This window comes from Sporosarcina sp. FSL K6-6792 (genome assembly GCF_038004885.1).
Taxonomy (GTDB): Bacteria; Bacillota; Bacilli; order Bacillales_A; family Planococcaceae; genus Sporosarcina; species Sporosarcina psychrophila.
The window spans coordinates 2,738,800-2,761,761 of record NZ_JBBOSA010000001.1 but is presented as its reverse complement, the minus strand read 5'-3'; the positions used below and the strand labels follow the sequence as shown (position 1 = coordinate 2,761,761).

Here is a 22,962-nt window from a genome sequence, read left to right as displayed (position 1 = left end):
TCGACGGGATGTCCATTTTTTTCATTCAGGTGTATCAAATGGTTGCAGAATATCTCTTTTGCCTTTTGTGTGAAAAATAAGTACTTTATCAGTAGGATCGTACTTTTTACCATAAAATGTTTCATCTTTATAAGTATGGATTTCATCGTACGTCTGTGTCATTGCATTGTAGATTTCTTCTTCACCTGAATCAGTTGGTGACCAGTATAAGATTTCAAGTACCGTATTTTCGCCTGTTGCAAGGGAGCGACGATTATAGCCGATGCGCTGTGCATGTGTGAAGTTTTCACGTGAGTAAAATTTAAGTCGTTTTGCAGTATCTGTATCTTCATAATCGACTGGCTCCACTTCAAGGAGAATCGGTTTATTCTTGGATTTTAACATTGTTAATAATTTGCTGCCAAGTCCCATGCCGCGTGATTGTGTTGAAACGAACAAGTAGTCGACGAATATAAACTTCTCGAACTCGACATACATGAGCACATGATGAGGTCCTTCATCCTTCTTATAAACACTTTTCTTGTCAGTTAGTAACGCATCCATATGTTCCTTTGATTTCATCTCTTCAACGGGGAAGTATTCATTTAGCTTCTCATACCAATTCAAAATGTGTTGCCTCCAATGGTTTATTTACCCCGGAGTTTTTTGTTTTGGATCGTGAGACCGAGGAAAAAAGAAGGGTAGTAAAAAATCCTCTATTCTACTGTATACCCATTATTTTAAATAAATAAACTTGCTCGGTTTTAATTAAGTAAATGAAACTATTTCCTAGATTATCCGTATACTTAGCTAACAACAAAAAATCTTACTCAGTGGAAAAGGGTGTATATATGTTTAATTTACTTATATTCTCAATTATTGTGGGCATCGTGTTCAGTCTAGTGATTGTCCCATTTATATTAAGTACTCAAGCGAAGCGTGGTGCGGATGAGGAAGCTGTAAGAACTCCTTTTAATAGAGGAGCTGCGATTGCTACCGTAGCTATATTATCTGCTATAGCCGTATTCGTGTTTTACTATACGACAAACATGGACCGTAACTGGACGTCTCTGTGGATGGTGCTTTTAGTCGTTACTTTGCTAGGTGCTTTGTCGGCAGGTGGCAAAGACCGCAAAGTGAAATTGGTCCTGTTCCTCGGTGCACTTGTTTTTGGGGCATATATACTTAGCGCGCCGCTCTTCAACGCCGACAAGAAATACAAAGCAGTTGAAATGGATCAGCAAGTGGAGATTTCAGCGTTCGATGAAACAAAAACGCCGGCAAGTGTTCCACCGAAGTTTGCACGCAATAAGATGAAGAAAGCATTCGGGCAAGTTCCGAATACGAGTTACTATGAGCTCGGCAGTCTGCAAATTCAAAAAGTTGATGGCAAATTTGTCTACATTGCACCCGTGGAGTTTTCGGGCTTCTTTAAATGGTGGAGTGCTGATACAACGCCTGGCTACTTTACGATGAGTGCAACAGACTCGGCTGATAACCCGAAATTCGTGAAAGCAGAAATGACGTATACACCGTCGTCCTACTTCCACAAACAAGTGGAGCGTCATATACGGATGAAAATGCCGAACCTTATTTTTTACGGGGATGTTCAACTTGAAATTGACGACGATGGAAAACCGTATTATATCCGTTCTTATGGGGAATTCATTTCCGCGCGTAACGGCTTTGATGTAAAAGGGATTGTAATGGTCGATCCTGCTAATGGTGATGTGAAAAAGTATTCGCTTGCAGATATACCTGAATTCATCGACGGGGCTGTTTCACCTGAAGCGGTCAGTTTACAAAATAGTTACTTCGGGAACTATATCCACGGTTTCTGGAATTCAGTCGTTGGGAAGAAAGATGTCAAGTTGCCATCTGATGAAGGAACAGAGGCGAATGTAAGCCCGATTTTTGACGAGAATGGTCATATGTATTACTTCACAGACTTTACAAGTCCAAAAGAAGGTGTCGACTCGATGCTTGGCTATGCGTTGACGGATGGTAAGACAGGAAAAGCAACGTATTATTCAGGTAATCTGGAAGAGTCCTATATGGATTCGCAAGGGGCACTGCAGATTATCGAGAAGAAATTCATTGAAAAGAAATGGTCCGGCGAAATGCCGGTCTTGTATAACTTCTACGGAGAAGCGAGTTGGTTAACGCCGGTGCTCGATTCAAATGGATTCCTGCAAAATTACTTCATTGTATCAGCAGCGAATCCGGAAATATCGGTTTACGGCAATACGCCGAACGAAGCATTGAAATTGTATAAGACAGCTCTTCAGCGCGGAGGTAGCAGTGTAGATGGTAGCTCGAGTGCGGAAGAGGCGAAAGCGGCTGTAACGGTCGTACGTGTATTCAAAGAGCGCGTCGGTGATTTTACACTTGTTTCGTTTTTAGCGGATGATGGACGCAACTTCATCGTCTCTTCGGAAGCTGTGCCACTCTCAATCTATATTCAAGAGGGCGATAAGCTTGTTGTGACATATTTAGAGACGGGTGAACTATTCTTGCCTGTGAAAGAGTTGACGAATGTTAGCGTGGAATAACGGAAATGGAGTGCAAGGCGAATTCGCCTTGCACTCCATTTTTAGTTGCTATATATGTTGAATTAAAGAATCCCATTGAATCTACTGTGGCGCTCAATAAGGAGAGAGTATTAATTGGGGGTGTGGATTGTAGAACGCTTGGCGCTTTGGCGACCCCGTTGCTGCGCCTGCACTAGGGTGTTTATTATCGAGAGAAATGTGGTTTTGAGATGTATATGCCGAGACTATAATGTGATTACTAGTTGATACTACTTATAGTCAAGAAAGACGTACTCCAACTTGCAGATTTCATCACAGATAATGAAATGCTCTTTCTCACATTGACCATCCAGCGAAGGCGCGTCTTCGTGGTAGCCGGAGCGATAAGCCACTGAAAAAGTTCTTTTTTGATAGTAAGAACTAGTTGATTGTAGTGAAGAGCGGCGACTCCGGCGGGAACAGCGCGAGCTGAAGACCCCGCAGGAACGCAGTGACGAGGAGGCTGAAGCCGTGCCCGCGGAAAGCGTCCGCTCGGAACGGAAATCAACGGTATTGAAGGAAATTGTACTTTTTCAGTGCCTTGGCTTATCGCGGGAGGCATCCACAAAGCGTCGAAGCGGTATTGATAGGAGTCCAAGTATTAGACTTTTCAGCGGCCTCCAAAAAGCCCTTGTAAAGCGTATACATCGTATTCCTCTGTTCAACATATATAGAAAACTATAAAGTCTCGTACAGTGGATAACCTGCAAAAGGAGCTATTCCACGTCCGAACTCCTATGCTTCTGAACAGGCGCTTCCGCTTTTGTTTTTTCGTACGGTTAAAACGTATTGTCACATGCCGATACTTGTTAAGTCTGGTGCGTATCGATTGCGGAACATGCGGAATATCATGTACAATCAAGTCAAAGATAGTCAAAGTCAACGGCTTATCCCCCGTATGAAAGAGGTGAGGGTATGAGAAACATTTCCGACATTATTGAAGGATATTTGAAAGCAATAATCGAAGAGGGACAGTGTGGAACCATCGAAATTAAGCGCAATGAAGTCGCTGAAAAGTTCCAGTGTGTCCCGTCTCAAATCAATTACGTTATTAAGACCCGCTTCACGGCGGAGCGTGGTTATGCGGTTGAATCGAAGCGTGGAGGCGGTGGCTACATACGTATTTTCCGCGTTCAGGCGAATTCCCGTAAAGAATTGATAGAACATATTTTAGGCGGTATCCAATCGGGAGCCTCTTATACGATGGCTTTAGATGTCGTTTACAGACTAATTGAAGAAGAAGTCATAACGGAGCGCGAATCAAAGCTCATTCTTGCTGCGGTTGATAGAAGAACTATCCATCAGCCACTTCCAGACCGCGATATCATGCGTGCACGCATTTTACAAGCAATGCTCTTGACGCTTATTTACGAACAGCGTAACTAATCACCAATCCAACTGATATGAGGTGGCTTTCGATGATATGTGAAAATTGTAAAGAACGAACTGCGTCCATTACGATTACGCAAGAAAGTGTAGTCGGATCGCTGGAACGCCATTTATGTGAGAAATGCGCATTTCAATCACAAACATTCCATTTCGACCCCAATCAAGAGCCGTTGTCCATTCAGCAGTTCCTATCTCACTGGTTTAGCGGTTCTGATCCTTTCCAGGCACAACCGCAAACGCGGGGAGAGTCGTTTGAAGGACCCGAATGTCCCTCATGTGGTTTGACGTTTCCGAAGTTCCTCGATATTGGAAAGTTTGGCTGTGCCGACTGTTATGACACATTTCGTGGCAGCTTACCGCAAGTTTTTGGCAAGCTTCACAATGGGCATTCAACTCATACCGGGAAAGTTCCGGTTTCATTTAATGAAATATATGCAGTTAAAAAGAAAATTGAAGAGATCCGAGTGAAGATGAAAGAGGCTGTAGAAGCTGAGCATTTTGAAGAAGCGGCAGCTTTGCGTGATGAAGCGAATACACTAAAGCAACACCTTTCCCTTGGAGGTGAAGAAAACGATGTCGATTGAAAAATTCATGCGTAACGCGGTAACCCCTTGGATGACTGCTTACGGAGAGCACTCAGACATCGTTATGTCGACGCGAATTCGACTCGCGCGCAACTTGACGGGCTATCGTTTTCCTATCGCGTTCACTGAAGAAGAAGCGATGGCGGTAGACAGAGCGGTTACGGGTGTTTTACTTGATACCATGCAAAGTGGCTATTCCTATACTAAGATGTCTGATCTTCCTGCATTGGAACGCCAAGTACTTGTTGAAAAACATCTGATCAGTCCGCAACTCGCAATTCCTGACAGGCATGGCGCAGTTCTTCTATCAGAAGACGAGACCATAAGTGTCATGGTGAATGAGGAAGACCATATCCGCATTCAATGCATCTATCCTGGGTTACAGCTTGAGGATTCCTATAAACAGGCTGATCAGGTTGACGATTACCTTGAAAAAGAACTGCCGTATGCTTTTGATGAAGACTTTGGTTATTTGACAAGCTGTCCATCGAATACGGGAACCGGTATGCGCGCATCTGTGATGATGCATTTACCGGCACTTACAATGACGAAGCAGATTGATCGTATTATCCCTGCTATCTCACGGCTTGGAATCATCGTCCGAGGGAGTTATGGCGAAGGAAGTGAAGCACCTGGCAATGTCTATCAAGTGTCAAATCAGACGACGCTTGGTAAAACGGAGCAAGAGATTCTCGCTGATCTTGGAAACATTGCATCTCGGTTAATTGGGCATGAACGGAAATCGCGGGAATTGTTACTTTCAAAGTCGCGAATTGCGCTTGAGAACAGGCTATTCCGTTCATTGGGTACAATTAGTTATGCGCGACTATTACCGTCAGGCGAGGCAGCACGATGCCTTTCGGACGTCAGACTCGGTATCGATCTTGGCATCATCCAGGACGTTGACATGTCGATTTTGAACGAACTGATGATATTCATGCAGGCAGGTTTCCTACAACAATATGCAAGCACGGAGTTATCGCAAGAAGAACGAGATATATTCAGGGCGAAACTGTTTCGAGAACGACTCAATGTGGAGAAATCCTCTCCTCCGACTGAGATTAATACGGAAGAGTAAGCAGGTATTTTGCACATTGTCTTTTGTTTAGGTATAGTTAGGTCAAAGATAGTCAAAGTCAATTTTGCCAATAAAGGAGTTCCTGCGTGTTCGGTTGAATACGTATAAAAGGGTGGTTGTTTTCTTACCTCTTTCTAGAGAGGAATGAAAACATAAGGTTTACTGCATGGATTGGTGTCTAGACACCAGCCCTAGACCCATATGCAATGGGAGTGACAAATGCATTCCTCCTACCTGTCGAGGCTAAACGGCGCCTTGCGCTTTTCTAGAAAAGGAATTCATTTGAGTAATGTATGGTTTTTTGGGGAATTGATTGTATATATATAGTATAGAAGGAGAGGACTGAATATGATGTTTAATCGATTTACACAGCGTGCACAGAAAGTATTGCAACTTGCCCAAGAAGAGGCAATCCGGATGAAACACGAGTCCATTGGAACAGAACATATTTTACTTGGACTTATTCGTGAAGGCGGAGGTATTGCTGCAAAAGCGCTTGAAGCGATAGGTGTCAACTTTGAAACAATCGTACAAGGTGTAGAAAAACTTGTAGGTGCTGGAACAAAGGATGTCGGTCCAATCGTTCATTACACACCTAGAGCAAAAAAAGTTATTGAATTATCCGTGGATGAGTCACGTAAGCTGGGTCATTCTTATATCGGAACAGAACACATCTTGCTAGCGCTTATCCGTGAAGGAGAAGGGGTTGCGGCGCGTGTCTTAAATAACGCTGGCGTTAGTCTCAACAAAGCGCGTCAACAAGTACTTCAGTTGCTGGGAAGTAATGATAGCTCAGCTACAGGTCAAGGCGTTTCGAATTCTGCTGCAACGCCGACATTGGATAGCTTGGCACGTGATTTAACGGAAGTGGCGCGTGAAGGCTTGCTCGATCCGGTTATCGGACGTAGCAAGGAAATTACACGTGTTATTGAAGTATTAGCACGCCGAACGAAAAACAACCCAGTACTTATCGGAGAACCAGGTGTTGGTAAGACTGCAATCGCAGAAGGACTCGCACAGCAAGTCATTAATAACGAAGTGCCGGAAATTCTCCGTGACAAACGTGTTATGACACTCGATATGGGAACAGTCGTCGCGGGTACGAAATACCGTGGTGAATTCGAAGATCGCATGAAAAAAGTTATGGAAGAGATTCGCCAAGCGGGCAATATCATCCTATTCATCGACGAACTGCATACGCTGATTGGGGCAGGAGGAGCTGAAGGTGCAATCGACGCATCTAATATCCTGAAGCCTTCGCTGGCACGCGGTGAATTGCAATGTATCGGTGCAACGACGCTTGACGAATACCGTAAATATATTGAAAAAGACGCTGCGCTTGAACGACGCTTCCAACCGATCCAAGTCGACGAGCCAACTGTCGATGAAACAATCCAAATTCTCCATGGCTTGCGTGACCGTTACGAAGCGCATCACCGTGTGAAAATTACAGATGAATCAATCGAAGCGGCTGCTAAAATGTCGGATCGTTATATTTCTGACAGATTCCTTCCGGATAAAGCGATTGACTTAATCGACGAAGCGGGTTCAAAAGTACGCCTTCGTTCATACACGACACCGCCTAACTTGAAAGAGCTGGAATTGAAATTAGAAGCAATTCGTTCTGAAAAGAATGCAGCTGTCCAAAGCCAAGAATTCGAAAAAGCGGCATCGTTCCGCGACAAAGAACAAAAGATGAAAGAAGAACTTGAAACAACGAAAACAGATTGGAAAGAAAAGCAGGGTCAAAAAGAATCCGAAGTGACAGTTGAAGATATCGCAGAAGTTGTAGCGATGTGGACTGGAATACCGGTATCTAAAATAGCTGAAACGGAATCTGCAAAACTGCTCAACATGGAAGAAATGCTACACGAACGTGTCATTGGCCAAAGTGAGGCAGTAACTGCTATTTCCCGGGCAATACGACGTGCACGTGCAGGTTTGAAAGATCCGAAACGTCCGATTGGCTCGTTCATTTTCCTTGGACCAACAGGTATCGGGAAAACGGAATTGGCAAGAGCGCTTGCGGAAGTCATGTTTGGCGATGAAGATGCAATGATTCGTGTTGACATGTCCGAGTACATGGAGAAACATTCGACATCGCGTCTAGTCGGTTCACCACCAGGGTATGTCGGCTATGAAGAAGGCGGACAGTTAACAGAAAAAGTTCGTCGCAAACCTTATTCGGTAGTCTTGTTAGATGAAATCGAGAAAGCTCATCCGGATGTCTTTAACATTCTCCTTCAAGTACTGGAAGATGGCAGATTGACGGATTCAAAAGGACGCTTAGTAGACTTCCGAAACACAGTTCTTATCATGACTTCCAATGTAGGAGCACAAGAATTGCGGAAAAATCGTTATGTCGGATTTAATCTGGGAGATGCGGGACGCGATTACGAAGGCATGAAATCAGCGATGCTTGAAGAATTGAAGAAAGCGTTCCGTCCCGAGTTCTTAAATCGTGTGGATGAAATGATTGTCTTCCATGCACTCGAAAAAGAACATTTACGTAAAATCGTCTCGCTTATGTCGAATGAATTGACGAAACGTCTAGGCGAACAAGAGATTGAACTAGAGTTAACAGATGAAGCGAAAACCAAAATCGTTGATGTTGGTTATGATCCGGAATATGGTGCTCGGCCACTACGCCGCGCTATCCAGAAACACATTGAAGACCGTTTGTCTGAAGAACTTCTAAAAGGAACAGTACTGGTAGGTAGTAAAGTACTTGTCGATGTGGTTGATGGAGAGTTTGTCGTCAAGACAGGAATCGACGCTGAACAACCGATAGTTGCGAAAAAAGAAGAAGTACTCGAAAAATAAAGTGTGAACTGGATAGTCCATCCCACCGACAGTTCTTTTCGGTAGGAATGGGCTGTCCTTTTCGTGTTCGGAGGATTCCATGGCAAAAAGAAAATCGAAGTTTCTGTGTAAATCATGTGGTTATGAATCGGCGAAGTGGATGGGCCGGTGCCCGGGTTGCGGGGAATGGAATACAATGGAAGAGGAAGTTGAAGTAGCCGTTCAAAAAGGGCCACGTGGTGCATTTCAGCATACAGAGGGCGTCCGTCAAAAGGCGCTGCCTATCAGTTCAATCGAGATGATAGAAGAACCAAGAATTGGCACAGACTTGGAGGAGTTCAACCGCGTTTTGGGTGGCGGAATTGTCCCTGGCTCACTTATTTTAATCGGTGGAGATCCGGGTATAGGAAAGTCGACACTCCTTCTTCAAGTATCTTCACTGCTAGCGAACAAAGGGCAACGTGTTCTTTACATTTCAGGTGAGGAATCAATTCGACAAACAAAACTACGTGCAGAACGACTTGGCGTGAAATCAGATGAACTTTATATTTATGCAGAAACAGATTTGGGATTAATTCACGATACGATAGCGGATGTGAAACCGACGTTTGTCGTTGTCGACTCCATCCAGACCGTACATCATCCCGAAGTAGCATCAGCACCAGGAAGTGTATCTCAAGTGCGTGAATGTACAGCTCAGCTGATGCGCATTGCTAAAACGCAAAATATTGCTATTTTCCTTGTTGGCCACGTAACGAAAGACGGGCAGATTGCAGGACCGCGGTTACTTGAGCATATGGTGGATACAGTTCTTTATTTTGAAGGGGAGCGGCATCATACTTACCGAATTTTACGCAGTGTGAAAAACCGTTTTGGCTCTACGAATGAAATTGCGATATTTGAAATGTTGCAGTCCGGTTTGAAAGAAGTACTGAATCCGTCCGAGCTATTCCTTCGAGAAAGATCTCAGGGGGGAGCGGGTTCAACGGTTGTTGCATCTATGGAAGGAACCCGGCCGATTCTCGTTGAAATTCAAGCACTTGTCACACCATCTAGTTTTAACTATCCAAAACGTATGGCTACTGGGCTCGATCAAAACCGAGTGTCATTGTTAATGGCTGTACTTGAGAAACGTATGGGGATGCTGTTGCAGGCTCAGGATGCCTATATTAAAGTGGCGGGCGGCGTGAAGTTGGATGAACCGGCAATCGACTTGGCTGTGCTAATGAGCATCGTTTCCAGTTATCGTGACTTGGCGGCTGGTTTGTCTGACTGCTTTATCGGTGAAGTCGGGCTGACGGGTGAAGTACGACGAGTATCGAGAATTGAACAACGTGTGACCGAAGCCGCAAAACTCGGGTTCGAGCGTGCGATTATTCCCGCTTCAAATATTGGCGGTTGGGAATATCCGAAAGGCATTCGCGTAATAGGCGTAGAAACAGTCAGTGATGCACTGAAAATTGCTTTTAAAGATTGAGTAGAAGACGGGGCTGTAATTGTGGCAGTCCTGTCACTTTTATACTGTAAAGATGCAGTAAATGAGAAACTTTCACATGTTGGAGGGAGTCCTAACAGAATAGAAGGAAATATCACACTTACCTGACCTTATAAAGGCGGTTTGAAGCGGAAACATGTATAATTAAAAAATAAAGGAGGTGGTTCATATGTTGAAAAAGGTAGTTCAAGTTTCATTTTTGCTTATCGGTGGAACACTGGGTGTATTATTTTTACCGCATTTATTTAAATTATTTTCTTTTACTACGAGCCCATGGATTAATAATCCATACGTGTCTGCAATCCTAGGAGCAATATTGCTCTTTTTAATCAGCCTTTTCCTAACAGAACCAATTGTTAATTTCATTAAATGGATGGAAGAAAGGTTATTGAAAGCACCGGTTTTTGATCTGATATTCGGTACAATCGGTCTTGTTGTCGGTTTGAGTGTCGCGTTCCTAGTCAGTTTTGGAGTGAGCAGTATCCAGATACCGATTATAACGTCTGTCCTTCCAATCCTGTTGTCGATTATTCTTGGCTATTTAGGTTTTCAAGTCGGGTTTAAGAAACGGGAGGAAATAATTCACACGGTGCAATCTACAAAAAGCGGTGGACTCAAAAAGAAAGAAGTGGAGGATACATCTACTCAGACTAAAGGTAAGCTTTACAAGATATTGGACACAAGTGTTATTATAGATGGTCGGATTGCTGATATTTCGGCAACCGGTTTTCTTGAAGGAGTGCTTGTTGTACCGCAGTTTGTGTTGACTGAATTACAACATATTGCGGATTCCTCAGACACGTTGAAACGGACGAAAGGCAGACGCGGGCTAGACGTTCTGAAGCGTATGCAAACTGATGATGGTCCGAATATCTTAATCACAGATGAAGATTTTGCTGGCGTTCCTGAAGTCGATATGAAGCTCGTCCATCTAGCGAAAAAGATGGGTGGACTCGTTGTGACAAATGATTTTAATTTGAATAAAGTAGCGGATTTACACGGTGTCTCCGTGCTAAACATCAATGACCTTGCAAATGCGGTGAAGCCGGTTGTTATTCCTGGTGAGGATATGCATGTTGTTATTGTTAAAGATGGTAAAGAACATAACCAAGGCGTCGCTTATTTGGATGATGGCACAATGATTGTTGTTGAAGATGGGAAATTCCACGTTGGCAATGCAATCGACGTTGTCGTAACAAGTGTATTGCAGACATCGGCAGGACGAATGATTTTTGCGAAACTTAAAAACGGTAAGATTTCAAAGGTGAATTAAGTAGTTTTTAATCATGAAAAGAAAAGGAAGAGAAGTCTTGAACTATACAGTTATGATGCCAGCAGCTGGGAGTGGTCAGCGAATGGGCGCCGGCTACAATAAACTTTTTTTGAAATTAGATGACAAACCGATTCTTATCCATACACTTGAAGTATTCGAGGGGGATCCAGCGTGTGACGGGGTCATCCTTGCGGTAAAACCGGACGAACGTATGCAAATCGAGTCAATGCTTGAACAGTTTGCGATTACGAAAGTGGTAGCAATGGTCGACGGTGGCGGAGAGCGACAGGATAGCGTGGCTGCATGTATGAAAGCGCATGGCAAGGGCGGCATTGTCCTTGTCCATGATGCTGCAAGGCCGTTCATTCGTCGAACAGTCATTACTGAGCTTGTAAAAGTGGCTGACGAGCACGGTGCAGCAATTGTAGGTGTGCGGGCAAAAGATACGATGAAATATGCAGAGGGTGGCATTGTCGAGCAGACGGTGGATCGTGGTAGGTTATGGATCATCCAGACGCCCCAGGCATTTCGCTATGCATTGCTGAAAGAAGCGTCTGACGAAGCGCAGGCGAAAGGATTTCTCGGTACGGATGAATCGATGTTGGTCGAACGTTTTGGAGAATCCGTACGAATCGTTGAAGGTACGTATGACAATGTGAAGATGACCACTCAGGAAGATCTACTGTTCGGAGAGATTTTATTGAGAAGAAAGAAAGTATAAGTTTTCAACCTGGACAGGCGCTTAGGCTTTTCATGTCTAGCTCCAGCGCCTAGGAGCTCGGGTCATAAGCCGGTCCAGCTATGTGGCAAAGAACGCCACGTCGCTGGTCCGTCTTATGCCTGTCGCTCCTGAACAGGCGCTTACGCTTTTCTTATAGAAAAATAGGAGGTTTTTTGATGATTCGGATAGGACAAGGTTTTGATGTGCATAAATTTGAAGAGGGTCGCCCACTTATCATTGGTGGTATAACGATACCGCATGACAGGGGGCTGACAGGGCATTCTGATGCGGATGTGCTTTTACATACTATTACTGATGCAGCACTTGGAGCAATCGCTGAAGGGGACATCGGCCGTCATTTCCCAGATACAAGTGCTGAATTTAAAGATGCTGATTCTGCGGTGCTATTAGAAAATATTTGGGCTCTTGTAGAAGGGAAAGGCTATAAACTTGGCAATATCGATTGCACGATTATCGCGCAAAAGCCGAAGATGTCACCCTATATTGAAGTAATTCGTAAACGTATAGCTGAGCTATTGAAAGCGGATATTTCACAAGTGAATGTTAAAGCGACGACAACGGAACAATTAGGCTTCACTGGAAGAGAAGAAGGAATTGCTTCTATGGCGACGATTCTGCTCATTAAGGCGTAACACCTTTTAAACAGGCCTGGCAAGTGGTAAAATAGCAAACAGTAGTAAAATCAGATTGGAGAGAATTCATATGACTTCAGAAGTACGCGTACGTTACGCGCCAAGTCCAACCGGCCATTTACATATTGGGGGGGCACGGACAGCGCTTTTTAATTATCTTTTTGCACGTAACCACGGTGGGAAATTCATTGTTCGAATCGAGGATACAGATACTGAGCGTAATATCGAAGCGGGAGAACTTTCTCAACTTGAAAACTTAAAATGGCTTGGCATCGATTACGATGAATCAGTCGACATTGGTGGTCCATACGGTCCCTATCGCCAAATGGAACGTCTAGACCTTTATACAAAATATGGTCAAGAGATGTTGGAAAGCGGTCATGCTTATAAATGTTTCTGTACATCAGACGAACTAGAAGCAGAGCGCGAAACGCAGAAGGCTGCTGGAATTGCGGCACCAATGTACGGTGGTAAATGCCGGAATTTAAGTGCAGAAGAAGCGGCAGCAAAAGAAGCTGCTGGACTTACACATACTATTCGCATGCGTGTACCAGAAAACGTAACGTATAAAGTGGAAGACTTAGTTCGTGGAACCGTATCATTCGAATCTAAAGACGTCGGCGACTGGGTTCTTGTAAAAGCGAATGGCATCCCGACTTATAACTTTGCGGTTGTTATCGATGATCATTTGATGAAAATCAGCCATGTATTCCGCGGTGAAGAACATTTGACGAATACACCAAAACAATTGATGATTTTTGACGTCTTTGGCTGGCAGTCTCCGCAATACGGCCACATGACACTCATCGTCAACGAAGACCGTAAAAAACTTTCGAAACGTGATGAATCGATCATTCAATTCATCTCTCAATATAAAGATCTTGGGTATCTACCTGAAGCAATGTTCAACTTCTTTGCGCTGCTTGGCTGGTCGCCGGGTGGAGAAGAGGAGATTTTCACGCACGAAGAACTTATCAAGATGTTCGACGTAAGCCGTCTATCTAAATCCCCTTCCATGTTCGATAAACAAAAACTGACATGGACGAACAATCAATACGTGAAAAAGATGAATCTTGAAGAAGTAATTGATTTTGCATTGCCACATCTGCAAGATGCCGGTCTCATCAATAAAGAAATGACTGAGTCAGAAGCTGCGTGGGCACATGATTTAATCGCTCTTTATCAGGATCAGTTAAGCTTTGGCGCGGAAATTGTTGAATTATCTGCCCAGTTTTTCGATCACGATATTGAATATGATGAAGAATCCCAAGCTGTACTCGCTGGGGAGCAAGTGCCTGAGGTAATGGCTGCATTCAAAGAAAAGCTAGAAGCATTAGAAACATTCGATGCTGCATCTATTAAAGACGCGATTAAAGCAGTCCAAAAGGAAACGGGCCATAAAGGGAAAAACTTATTTATGCCGATTCGTGTTGTAACAACTGGTCAAATGCATGGACCTGAATTACAGGCATCTATTGCATTGATTGGGAAAGAAAAAACAATTGAACGAGTCGCTAAATACGCAAAACAATAACGTTGACTTTCATCGTTTGAAATGTAAAATGAAAGTTAATAACTAAACCGTAGAAAAGGATAAGTACACATTGCAAGCTCTTCAGAGAGGATCATCATCGGCTGTAAATGATCTGTGCCTCTGTAATGTGGAAATGCCCCTTTGAGTGCCGTGCCGAAAGTGTAAGTAGGCCGGACGCACCGCCAGCGTTATAGGCGTCAAGCGGGAAGGCCAACACCTTCCAAGCGGAGTGGAACCGCGCATTCAATGCGTCTCTGTCATTTATTTGACGGGGACGTATTTTTTTTATGAGAAAAGAGGAAGGCAGTCTAAAATCGCGACGTCCTGTCGCAACGACTGCATGACCAGCTTCATGCTGGCCTTGGCAACAAAGAGGGATGTAGTTCAATCCCTCTCCACTGCATGACCTACATCCTGTAGGCCCGTGACAGGAATAAGATGGACCTGCGAAGCGGAGCACTATACCGCGTAGTAGAGCTGGCTTATGACCCGAGCATTTGGCCGCTGGAGTTAGACACAGAAATTATAGGGGGGAACGAGTTGTTTCAGAGAATGAAAGAAGACGTTCGATGTATATTTGAACAGGACCCGGCAGCACGTACTGTTTTTGAAGTTGTTCTAACTTACTCAGGTTTACACGCATTATGGTCTCATCGTATTGCACATGCTTTATATAAACGGAAGTTGTTGTTTTTGGCACGGCTCGTTTCGCAAATTAGCCGATTTTTCACAGGTATTGAAATTCATCCTGGTGCAAAAATCGGGCGTAGGTTTTTCATAGATCATGGAATGGGTGTTGTAATTGGGGAAACATGTGAAATCGGCAACGACGTCACTATTTACCAAGGCGTGACTCTTGGTGGTACAGGTAAAGAAAGCGGCAAGCGGCATCCGACACTTCATGATAATGTACTTGTTGCATCGGGTGCTAAAGTGCTCGGTTCCATAACGATTGGTGAAGGCAGTAAAGTAGGAGCGGGTTCAGTTGTCCTGAAAGACGTCCCGCCGGAATCGACGGTTGTAGGTATCCCTGGGAAAGTCGTCATTTCGAACGGTGTTAGAGTGAAGAGTAAACATGATCACCGTGACATGCCGGATCCTGTGGCAGATAGATGCCAGACGCTTGAAGATGAAATTAGTGAATTGAAAAATAGGATCGAACATTTAAATGTTTCCAAAGTAAAGGAAGGAGATTTATCATGACAATTCAAATTTACAATACGCTGACACGCAAAAAAGAGCCTTTCATTCCATTGGAAGAGGGCAAAGTAAAAATGTACGTTTGCGGTCCCACTGTTTACAACTACATTCATATCGGAAATGCGCGTCCGGTTATCGCTTTTGATACAGTGCGACGCTACCTTGAATATCGAGGGTATGATGTAACATACGTTTCGAATTTCACGGACGTTGACGACAAGATTATTAAAGCGGCTAATGAACTAGGGGAAGAGGTCGGCGAGCTAACAGACCGCTTCATCGCTGCTTACTTTGAAGACGTTTCAGCGCTCGGTTGCGGTAAGGCTGACGTACATCCGCGTGTGACGGATCATATCGAAGACATCGTCAAATTCGTGAAAGTACTAATCGATAAAGGTTTCGCTTATGAATCGCAAGGGGATGTCTACTATCGTACGCAGAAATTTGAAGGCTACGGAAAGTTGTCCCACCAATCGACGGATGAGTTGAAGGTCGGTGCACGTATCGAAGAGGGCATCAAGAAAGAAAATCCACTGGACTTTGCCTTATGGAAAGCTGCTAAGGCTGGCGAAATTTCATGGGAAAGTCCATGGGGATTGGGCCGTCCGGGCTGGCATATCGAATGTTCTGTTATGGCAAGAGAACACCTTGGCGATACAATAGATATTCACGCAGGTGGCCAAGATTTAACGTTCCCACATCATGAAAACGAAATTGCACAATCCGAAGCGATGACAGGCAAACAATTTGCGCGCTATTGGATGCACAATGGTTACATTAATATCGACAACGAAAAAATGTCTAAATCACTTGGCAATTTTGTTCTTGTGAATGATATTAGGAAGCAGATTGATCCGAAAGTACTTCGCTTCTTTATATTGTCAGTTCAATACAGACACCCAGTCAATTTCTCGCAAGATCTTGTTGTCAGTGCAGAGAATGGACTTGCGCGTATCCGTACAGCGTACAATAATTTGAAGCACCGACTTGCGACGTCTGCGGATCTCGGCGATCAGAAAGATATCTGGATTCATAAAGTGGATGAAATCAAGAACGACTTTGAAGTGGCAATGGATGATGACTTTAACACAGCAAACGCTATAGCATCGGTATTCGAATTAGCGAAACTGGCAAACGTCTATTTAGTAGAAAAAAATACACAATCCGATGTGCTAGAGCATTTCATCCGCACATTTGACGGACTACTGACGGTTCTTGGATTGCCGATGGACGAAGAAACAGGACTGTTGGATGAAGATGTCGAAGCGTTAATCGAAGAACGACTCGAAGCGCGCCGAAACAAAGACTTCAAGCGTTCGGATGAAATTCGTGATGAATTGAAAGCGCAAGGTATCATTCTAGAAGATACAGCACAAGGCATGCGCTGGAAAAGAGGATGAGCAACGTATATAACTTACGTGATATAGATGTGAAACAAATAAAAGCACTGGCTCTTGCCTACATGGGCGACGCGGTGTACGAACAGGCGATACGGGAGCACCTTTTGCGTTCAGGGCGTGTAAAACCGAATGTGCTGCACAGAGAAGCCACGCATTATGTCTCCGCGAAATCACAGGCAGCTACACTCAAGATGATGCAGGTATCAGGCTTTCTGACGGAAGAAGAAGAGGCGGTCATGAGACGTGGCCGTAATGCGAAGTCTGGTTCAGTCCCTAAAAATACGGATGTCGTAACGTACAATTACAGTTCAGGCTTTGAAGCGGTCATCGGTTATTCACACTTATTAGGAAGAACAGAACGCGTGCAAGAAATAATCAGTGAGGCAATTCGATTTATTGAAATGCCGAAGGAGGAAGAGTCAAAATGAATGAACATGAAAACGAAAATGAAGTTGAATCTGAATTAATCGGCGGGAAAAATCCAATTGTAGAAGCACTGCGCTCGGGTAGGGAATTAAATAAGATATGGGTTGCTGAAGGACTTAATATGAAAAGCATCGGTGAAATCCTATCGTTGGCAAAAAAAGCAGGAATTATCGTGCAGGCGGTTCCGAAACAAAAGTTGGATGGTTTGCTTGATGTAAATCACCAAGGGATTGTCGCTTCGGTTGCGGCTTACGAATATGCGGAACTCGAAGATCTATTTACTGTTGCAACTGAGCGTGGGGAAGATCCATTGTTCCTTATTCTTGATGAACTTGAAGATCCTCATAATCTGGGCTCCATATTACGGACAGCTGACGCGTCGGGTGTTCACGGAGTCATTATACCAAAACGCCGTGCTGTCGGGTTGACGGGTGTTGTTGCAAAGTCATCCACTGGTGCAATCGAACATATCCCTGTCGTGCGTGTGAACAATCTTTCGCAAACGGTGGAGGACCTGAAAAAACGTGGTGTTTGGATTGCGGGGACAGATGCTGCTAAATCGGTGGATTACAGACTAATGGATGCGACTCTTCCGCTTGCTATCATTATTGGAAGTGAAGGGAAAGGAATGTCGCGTATTTTGAAAGAGAAATGCGATTTCCTCTATCATTTACCGATGGTTGGGCATGTTACATCATTGAACGCGTCTGTAGCAGCCTCCCTTCTTATGTACGAGGTACTGCGCAAGCGTCAACCGCATACTTCTGGCAGATGACAACAGATATACTCCTAGTCGATGGTTACAATATCATCGGAGCATGGGAGGAACTGGGCGGGATGAAGCGGAAAAAGCTCGCGGATGCACGTGACCGTTTGATCGAAAGAATGGCAGAGTACAAGGCGCATACAGGGTGGCGGGTCATTATTATTTTTGATGCGCATCTTGTGCCAGGTATTGAAAAAAAGAAACGGCATCACAATGTCGAGATTGTCTTTACTCGGGAAAAAGAAACAGCTGATGAAAGAATTGAAAAGCTCGTCTCTGAATTGAAGGGGAGACGGGTACAAATTCATGTAGCTACATCAGATTTGACAGAACAATGGGTCATTTTTGCGCATGGTGCACTCCGAAAGTCAGCTCGTGAGCTAGAACTTGAAGTAAATAAAATCGATGATCTCATTACGGCAAAAGTGAAGGCAATCCAAGGGCAGCGGCCGCTTTCGAAGATTCCTTTAACTGACGAAGTTGCTGAAATATTTGAAAAATGGCGGCGTGGAATGAAATGAACGGTTGACGTAAAAATTTCCCATACGGTATACTTGTTATATAATAGTGATAACGAACCGGGGTGATCCAGGTGGTGGAGAAAACATACGTTGAAGGCAGCATATCGGATTTCACCGGATTATCCGACGGGGAAATCATAGCAATCATCCACGAAGGTAACACGGATGCGCTTAATTTCCTTATTAGGAAGTACCAATCTTTTGTTAGATTGAAAGCGCGCTCATACTTTCTTATCGGTGGAGACCGGGAAGATATCATTCAAGAAGGTATGATCGGCCTATACAAAGCAATTCGTGATTTTAAAGAGGATCGATTGAGTTCATTCAAGGCGTTTGCGGAACTTTGCATCACGCGGCAGATTATCACGGCTATTAAAACTGCGACAAGGCAGAAGCATATCCCGCTTAATACGTCGGTGTCATTGGACAAGCCGGTATTTGACGAAGAGTCCGATCGCACATTGCTCGACGTAATAGCCGGGCCAGTATTGGATGATCCTGAAGGCCTCATGATTCACAGGGAAGATTTTGTTCAAATGGAAGATGAAATGAACAAAGTACTAAGTGGTCTTGAGAAGCAAGTACTGGCACTGTACTTAGATGGCCAGTCTTATCAAGAAATTTCCGAGGAGCTAAACAGGCAAGTTAAGTCTGTAGACAATGCGCTTCAGAGGATAAAACGTAAACTCGAGCGGTATATGCAAGTTGATACAGTGCGGTAGACGTCCATTTCCCTTGTATTGACATCATGAATGGTAGATGGTACCCTTTAGCAAGACTATGAGAAGATGTTCAAGAAGTCAGGGGACATAAGGTTGCAGCACTATTTATCAGCTTTTATCTCTGCTCCTAGCGCATTTTAACATGCGTTACCTCGACTCTTTTCGGATTTAGAACATTGAGTCGTAAGGGGTGAGGGAATGTCTAAAAAAATTATTTTAAGTTGCGATACATGCGGATCACGAAACTATTCCGTGCCGGCACGGAAAGATAAGCCGACAGAACGTTTGTCGATTAAAAAGTTTTGCAGGCATTGCAATGCACATACATTGCATAGGCAAACGGCATGAAGCGGTTAGTTAGGAAGCAGGATCATACTTATATTCGGAGGTTTACGGTATAATGAGCAAGTTAACTGGTTTTTTCAAAGACGTTGGCTCGGAAATGAGAAAAGTCAGCTGGCCGAGACGTAAAGAATTAACGCGTTACACAATTGTTGTTCTTTCGACAGTCGTTTTCATGGCAGTCTACTTCGGACTTGTTGACCTTGGCATTTCACGAGTGTTGGAATGGTACATTGCGTTATAATAAAAGCACTATAAATATTCCCCTTGAAAAATATCCCGTCTGACAGTATGAACGGGATTTTTCAATTGCCTAAACTCCAGCGTCTCTTTAATCCAGGCGCTTGCGTTTTTATTTAATTGTAGGGAAAAAGGAGGGACGGACGTTTAGTCCTCGTCACTATGGATATGGAAAAAAATTGGTACGTCGTTCATACGTACTCCGGTTATGAGAATAAGGTGAAAGCCAATCTGGAAAAACGTGTTGAAACGATGGGTATGTCTGACAAGATATTCCGAGTTGTCATCCCGGAAGAAGAAGAAACGGATTTCAAAGATGGTAAAAAACGCACGGTCCTGAAAAAGACGTTCCCAGGTTATGTTCTTGTGGAAATTATTATGACGGACGATTCCTGGTATGTTGTACGTAACACACCGGGCGTGACGGGTTTCATCGGTTCGTCAGGCGGCGGCGCAAAACCGACACCGCTACTTCCTGAAGAAGTCGAATTCATCCTCAAACAAATGGGTGTTAAAGAGCGTAAAGTTGAAATTGACTTCGCGCTTGGCGAAATGGTTGAAGTACTTGAAGGGCCATTTGCGAACTTCCAAGGTAAAGTGGAAGAAATTGATGAAGATAAAGGTAAAGTGAAAGTATCTGTCGATATGTTCGGCCGAGAGACAAATATGGAACTCGACTTCGAACAAGTACAAAAAATATAAACGTTTACCACTTGCGTATATCGTGAAATAGTGGTATCATTTCAAAGGTCAGACTGTAAACAAATGGTCTGGACGAACTATCAAATTCTACCGACGTAAGTCGGCAGGCACATATGAGTGGGAGGGGCAACCCTATTACCACATCACGGACTTAAGGAGGTGTGTCTCGTGGCTAAAAAAGTCATTAAGGTTGTTAAATTGCAAATTCCTGCAGGGAAAGCGAATCCGGCTCCACCAGTTGGACCGGCGTTAGGACAAGCAGGTGTGAACATCATGGGATTCTGTAAAGAATTCAATGCGCGTACTGCAGATCAAGCAGGTCTTATTATTCCTGTTGAAATCTCTGTATTCGAAGACCGTTCATTTACTTTTATTACAAAAACTCCACCGGCAGCAGTTTTGCTGAAGGTTGCAGCTAATCTTACAAAAGGTTCAGGTGAACCGAATAAAAAGAAAGTTGCTACTGTGAAACGTGATAAAGTTCGCGAAATAGCAGAACAAAAGATGGAAGATTTAAACGCGGCGTCAGTTGAAGCGGCGATGGCAATGGTTGAAGGTACTGCTCGCAGTATGGGAATCACGATCGAAGACTGATCTTGATTTTATAAATCAATAGTTGTTTGTAGTGGGGGTTGCGCTTGTTCTCCGGAGCGCGCAACCCTTATTCGTGGGAGGTTTAACCCGTTAAAACCACAATCGAGGAGGAAATATTAAATGGCTAAAAAAGGTAAAAAGTTCACAGAAGCTGCAAAGCTAGTTGAACACATGAAAGCATACGGCGCTACTGAAGCGATCGAACTTGCGAAAAAAACAAGCACAGTTAATTTCGACGCAACTGTCGAAGTTGCATTCCGTCTTGGAATCGACACTCGTAAAAATGACCAACAAATCCGTGGGGCAGTAGTACTTCCAAACGGTACTGGTAAAACTCAACGCGTTCTCGTTTTTGCTAAAGGCGAAAAACTTAAAGAAGCTGAAGCTGCTGGTGCAGACTATGCAGGCGATGCTGAATATATCGCTAAAATTCAATCAGGTTGGTTTGACTTTGACGTTATCGTTGCAACTCCTGACATGATGGGTGAAGTAGGGAAAATTGGTCGTGTTCTTGGACCAAAAGGACTTATGCCTAACCCGAAAACAGGTACAGTAACATTTGACGTAGCGAAAGCTGTAGCAGAAATCAAAGCAGGTAAAGTTGAATACCGTGCGGACAAAGCTGGAATCATCCACGCTCCAATCGGAAAAGTTTCATTCGACGATGCTAAACTTGCGGAAAACTTCGCAACTGTTTTTGAAACTGTTCTTAAAGCGAAACCAGCTACTGCAAAAGGAACATACATGAAGTCGGTTAACATTACGACGACAATGGGTCCTTCTGTAAAAGTTGATCCTTCAAGCGTAGCAGTAAATAAATAATATTGACAAACAGATAATCTTTTGATAAGATGATTTTTGTTGTGAATATAACCATTTGTACCGTAGACAGCAGGAGCGCATGCCGCTTAAATATTCCTGCCGAGGACAAGACGCTCTTTTTCTTTTAAAAGATGACGACTTTTCAGCCCTCAGTCTACTTAGGTAGATTGAGGGCTTTTCATACCGGTATAAGTGACCCAAACTTTTTAGGAGGTGTCCAAATGAGCACAGTATTAGAAGCTAAACAAGCAGTAGTTGGTGAAATTACTGATAAGTTGAAATCAGCAGCATCTGTTGTTGTTGTCGACTACCGTGGTCTGACTGTAGGTCAAGTTACGGAACTTCGTAAACAACTTCGTGAAGCAGGTATCGACTTCAAAGTTTATAAAAACTCGATGTCACGCCGTGCTGCTGAAGCTGCAGGACTTGAAGGGTTGAACGAACATCTAACAGGCCCTAATGCGATTGCATTTTCAAACGAAGACGTTGTTGCTCCTGCAAAAATCCTTAACGATTTTGCAAAGAAAAACGATAAGCTTGAAATTAAAGCTGGCGTAATCGAAGGTCTACTTGCATCAGAAGCAGACATTAAAGCATTGGCGGAACTTCCGTCACGCGAAGGTCTACTATCTATGCTTCTCAGCGTACTTCAAGCTCCAATGCGCAACTTTGCGCTTGCAACAAAAGCAGTTGCAGAGCAAAAAGAAGAACAAGGCGCTTAATAAAGCAGCCTGAAATACCACTTGCGGGTTAAGCCCGACAAAAAAAGAATATTAGGAGGAAATTATAATGACTAAAGAAAACATCCTTGAAGCGATCAAAGAAATGACAGTACTTGAACTAAACGACCTTGTAAAAGCAATCGAAGAAGAGTTTGGCGTAACTGCTGCTGCACCTGTTGCAATGGCTGGTGCTGGTGCTGCTGCTGAAGAAGAGCAAACTGAATTCGAAGTAATTCTTACTGCTGCTGGACAAGAAAAAATCAAAGTTATCAAAGCAGTTCGCGAAATTACAGGCCTTGGCTTGAAAGAAGCGAAAGCAGTTGTTGATGAAGCTCCAAAAGCAATCAAAGAAGGCGTAACTAAAGATGAAGCTGAAGAAATCAAAGCGAAGCTTGAAGCTGTAGGCGCAAGCGTCGAAGTTAAGTAA

Annotated in this window: 24 protein-coding genes and 2 other annotated features; of the genes, 23 read left to right on the top strand and 1 reads right to left on the bottom strand. The window is 43.8% G+C overall.

Annotated elements, in window-relative coordinates; translation table 11 throughout:
• Nucleotides 1-21 precede the first annotated feature (21 nt).
• The gene (locus MKZ26_RS13565; protein ID WP_067204662.1) at nucleotides 22-606 is read right to left on the bottom strand and encodes a GNAT family N-acetyltransferase; all 585 of its coding nucleotides are present in this window, start codon (nucleotides 604-606) and stop codon (nucleotides 22-24) included.
• Nucleotides 607-830: 224 nt separating this feature from the next.
• On the opposite strand from MKZ26_RS13565, the gene MKZ26_RS13560 reads away from it, so the two are divergent.
• The 23 genes from MKZ26_RS13560 to rplL all read left to right on the top strand — a co-directional run bounded on the left by MKZ26_RS13560 (nucleotide 831) and on the right by rplL (nucleotide 22,962).
• The gene (locus MKZ26_RS13560) at nucleotides 831-2,531 is read left to right on the top strand and encodes a hypothetical protein (RefSeq protein ID WP_340766493.1); all 1,701 of its coding nucleotides are present in this window, start codon (nucleotides 831-833) and stop codon (nucleotides 2,529-2,531) included.
• A gap of 933 nt (nucleotides 2,532-3,464) precedes the next feature.
• On the top strand, nucleotides 3,465-3,935 hold the full coding sequence (locus MKZ26_RS13555; protein WP_067204668.1) for a CtsR family transcriptional regulator: 471 nt from the start codon (nucleotides 3,465-3,467) through the stop codon (nucleotides 3,933-3,935).
• A gap of 32 nt (nucleotides 3,936-3,967) precedes the next feature.
• The gene (locus MKZ26_RS13550; protein ID WP_067204672.1) at nucleotides 3,968-4,522 is read left to right on the top strand and encodes a UvrB/UvrC motif-containing protein; all 555 of its coding nucleotides are present in this window, start codon (nucleotides 3,968-3,970) and stop codon (nucleotides 4,520-4,522) included.
• The gene (locus MKZ26_RS13545; RefSeq protein WP_340766492.1) at nucleotides 4,512-5,600 is read left to right on the top strand and encodes a protein arginine kinase; all 1,089 of its coding nucleotides are present in this window, start codon (nucleotides 4,512-4,514) and stop codon (nucleotides 5,598-5,600) included. The genes MKZ26_RS13550 and MKZ26_RS13545 overlap by 11 nt, the downstream gene beginning before the upstream one ends.
• Before the next feature lie 348 nt (nucleotides 5,601-5,948).
• On the top strand, nucleotides 5,949-8,423 hold the full coding sequence (locus tag MKZ26_RS13540; protein ID WP_340766491.1) for an ATP-dependent Clp protease ATP-binding subunit: 2,475 nt from the start codon (nucleotides 5,949-5,951) through the stop codon (nucleotides 8,421-8,423).
• A 79-nt stretch (nucleotides 8,424-8,502) separates the two neighbouring features.
• Nucleotides 8,503-9,879, top strand: a complete 1,377-nt coding sequence (gene radA, locus MKZ26_RS13535; RefSeq protein ID WP_340766490.1) for a DNA repair protein RadA — start codon at nucleotides 8,503-8,505, stop codon at nucleotides 9,877-9,879.
• A 187-nt stretch (nucleotides 9,880-10,066) separates the two neighbouring features.
• Nucleotides 10,067-11,170 (top strand): PIN/TRAM domain-containing protein, encoded by a 1,104-nt coding sequence (locus MKZ26_RS13530; RefSeq protein WP_067204683.1) that lies wholly within the window; start codon nucleotides 10,067-10,069, stop codon nucleotides 11,168-11,170.
• A 37-nt stretch (nucleotides 11,171-11,207) separates the two neighbouring features.
• The gene (gene ispD, locus MKZ26_RS13525) at nucleotides 11,208-11,891 is read left to right on the top strand and encodes a 2-C-methyl-D-erythritol 4-phosphate cytidylyltransferase (RefSeq protein WP_340767657.1); all 684 of its coding nucleotides are present in this window, start codon (nucleotides 11,208-11,210) and stop codon (nucleotides 11,889-11,891) included.
• 176 nt (nucleotides 11,892-12,067) lie between these two features.
• Entirely contained in the window at nucleotides 12,068-12,544 is a 477-nt protein-coding gene (gene ispF / locus MKZ26_RS13520; RefSeq protein ID WP_340766489.1) for a 2-C-methyl-D-erythritol 2,4-cyclodiphosphate synthase, read from the top strand.
• Nucleotides 12,545-12,614: 70 nt separating this feature from the next.
• The gene (gene gltX / locus MKZ26_RS13515) at nucleotides 12,615-14,078 is read left to right on the top strand and encodes a glutamate--tRNA ligase (protein ID WP_340766488.1); all 1,464 of its coding nucleotides are present in this window, start codon (nucleotides 12,615-12,617) and stop codon (nucleotides 14,076-14,078) included.
• Between the two features lie 41 nt (nucleotides 14,079-14,119).
• Nucleotides 14,120-14,337: a binding site (T-box leader), on the top strand.
• A gap of 281 nt (nucleotides 14,338-14,618) precedes the next feature.
• Nucleotides 14,619-15,281 (top strand): serine O-acetyltransferase, encoded by a 663-nt coding sequence (gene cysE, locus MKZ26_RS13510; RefSeq protein ID WP_340766487.1) that lies wholly within the window; start codon nucleotides 14,619-14,621, stop codon nucleotides 15,279-15,281.
• Entirely contained in the window at nucleotides 15,278-16,678 is a 1,401-nt protein-coding gene (gene cysS / locus MKZ26_RS13505; RefSeq protein ID WP_340766486.1) for a cysteine--tRNA ligase, read from the top strand. Before cysE ends, cysS begins: the two co-directional genes overlap by 4 nt.
• On the top strand, nucleotides 16,675-17,106 hold the full coding sequence (locus MKZ26_RS13500) for a Mini-ribonuclease 3 (RefSeq protein ID WP_340766485.1): 432 nt from the start codon (nucleotides 16,675-16,677) through the stop codon (nucleotides 17,104-17,106). The genes cysS and MKZ26_RS13500 overlap by 4 nt, the downstream gene beginning before the upstream one ends.
• Nucleotides 17,103-17,879, top strand: a complete 777-nt coding sequence (gene rlmB, locus MKZ26_RS13495) for a 23S rRNA (guanosine(2251)-2'-O)-methyltransferase RlmB (protein ID WP_067204702.1) — start codon at nucleotides 17,103-17,105, stop codon at nucleotides 17,877-17,879. The genes MKZ26_RS13500 and rlmB overlap by 4 nt, the downstream gene beginning before the upstream one ends.
• The gene (locus MKZ26_RS13490) at nucleotides 17,876-18,391 is read left to right on the top strand and encodes an NYN domain-containing protein (RefSeq protein ID WP_067204704.1); all 516 of its coding nucleotides are present in this window, start codon (nucleotides 17,876-17,878) and stop codon (nucleotides 18,389-18,391) included. Before rlmB ends, MKZ26_RS13490 begins: the two co-directional genes overlap by 4 nt.
• A 74-nt stretch (nucleotides 18,392-18,465) precedes the next feature.
• The gene (gene sigH, locus MKZ26_RS13485; protein ID WP_187047753.1) at nucleotides 18,466-19,113 is read left to right on the top strand and encodes an RNA polymerase sporulation sigma factor SigH; all 648 of its coding nucleotides are present in this window, start codon (nucleotides 18,466-18,468) and stop codon (nucleotides 19,111-19,113) included.
• Between the two features lie 198 nt (nucleotides 19,114-19,311).
• Nucleotides 19,312-19,461 carry a 50S ribosomal protein L33 gene (gene rpmG / locus MKZ26_RS13480; RefSeq protein WP_082786457.1) on the top strand — a complete coding sequence of 50 codons (150 nt, stop codon included), beginning with the start codon at nucleotides 19,312-19,314 and terminating at the stop codon, nucleotides 19,459-19,461.
• Nucleotides 19,462-19,513: 52 nt separating this feature from the next.
• On the top strand, nucleotides 19,514-19,699 hold the full coding sequence (gene secE, locus MKZ26_RS13475) for a preprotein translocase subunit SecE (protein WP_067204707.1): 186 nt from the start codon (nucleotides 19,514-19,516) through the stop codon (nucleotides 19,697-19,699).
• 164 nt (nucleotides 19,700-19,863) lie between these two features.
• Entirely contained in the window at nucleotides 19,864-20,397 is a 534-nt protein-coding gene (gene nusG, locus MKZ26_RS13470) for a transcription termination/antitermination protein NusG (protein WP_187046454.1), read from the top strand.
• Nucleotides 20,398-20,565: 168 nt separating this feature from the next.
• Nucleotides 20,566-20,991 (top strand): 50S ribosomal protein L11, encoded by a 426-nt coding sequence (rplK, locus tag MKZ26_RS13465; RefSeq protein WP_067204710.1) that lies wholly within the window; start codon nucleotides 20,566-20,568, stop codon nucleotides 20,989-20,991.
• A 120-nt stretch (nucleotides 20,992-21,111) separates the two neighbouring features.
• Nucleotides 21,112-21,813 (top strand): 50S ribosomal protein L1, encoded by a 702-nt coding sequence (gene rplA, locus MKZ26_RS13460; protein ID WP_067204712.1) that lies wholly within the window; start codon nucleotides 21,112-21,114, stop codon nucleotides 21,811-21,813.
• Between the two features lie 42 nt (nucleotides 21,814-21,855).
• Nucleotides 21,856-22,003, top strand: a sequence feature (ribosomal protein L10 leader region).
• A gap of 31 nt (nucleotides 22,004-22,034) precedes the next feature.
• On the top strand, nucleotides 22,035-22,535 hold the full coding sequence (rplJ, locus tag MKZ26_RS13455) for a 50S ribosomal protein L10 (RefSeq protein ID WP_067204715.1): 501 nt from the start codon (nucleotides 22,035-22,037) through the stop codon (nucleotides 22,533-22,535).
• Between the two features lie 67 nt (nucleotides 22,536-22,602).
• A complete protein-coding gene (gene rplL / locus MKZ26_RS13450) occupies nucleotides 22,603-22,962 on the top strand; it encodes a 50S ribosomal protein L7/L12 (protein ID WP_067204716.1) in 360 nt (119 codons plus the stop codon).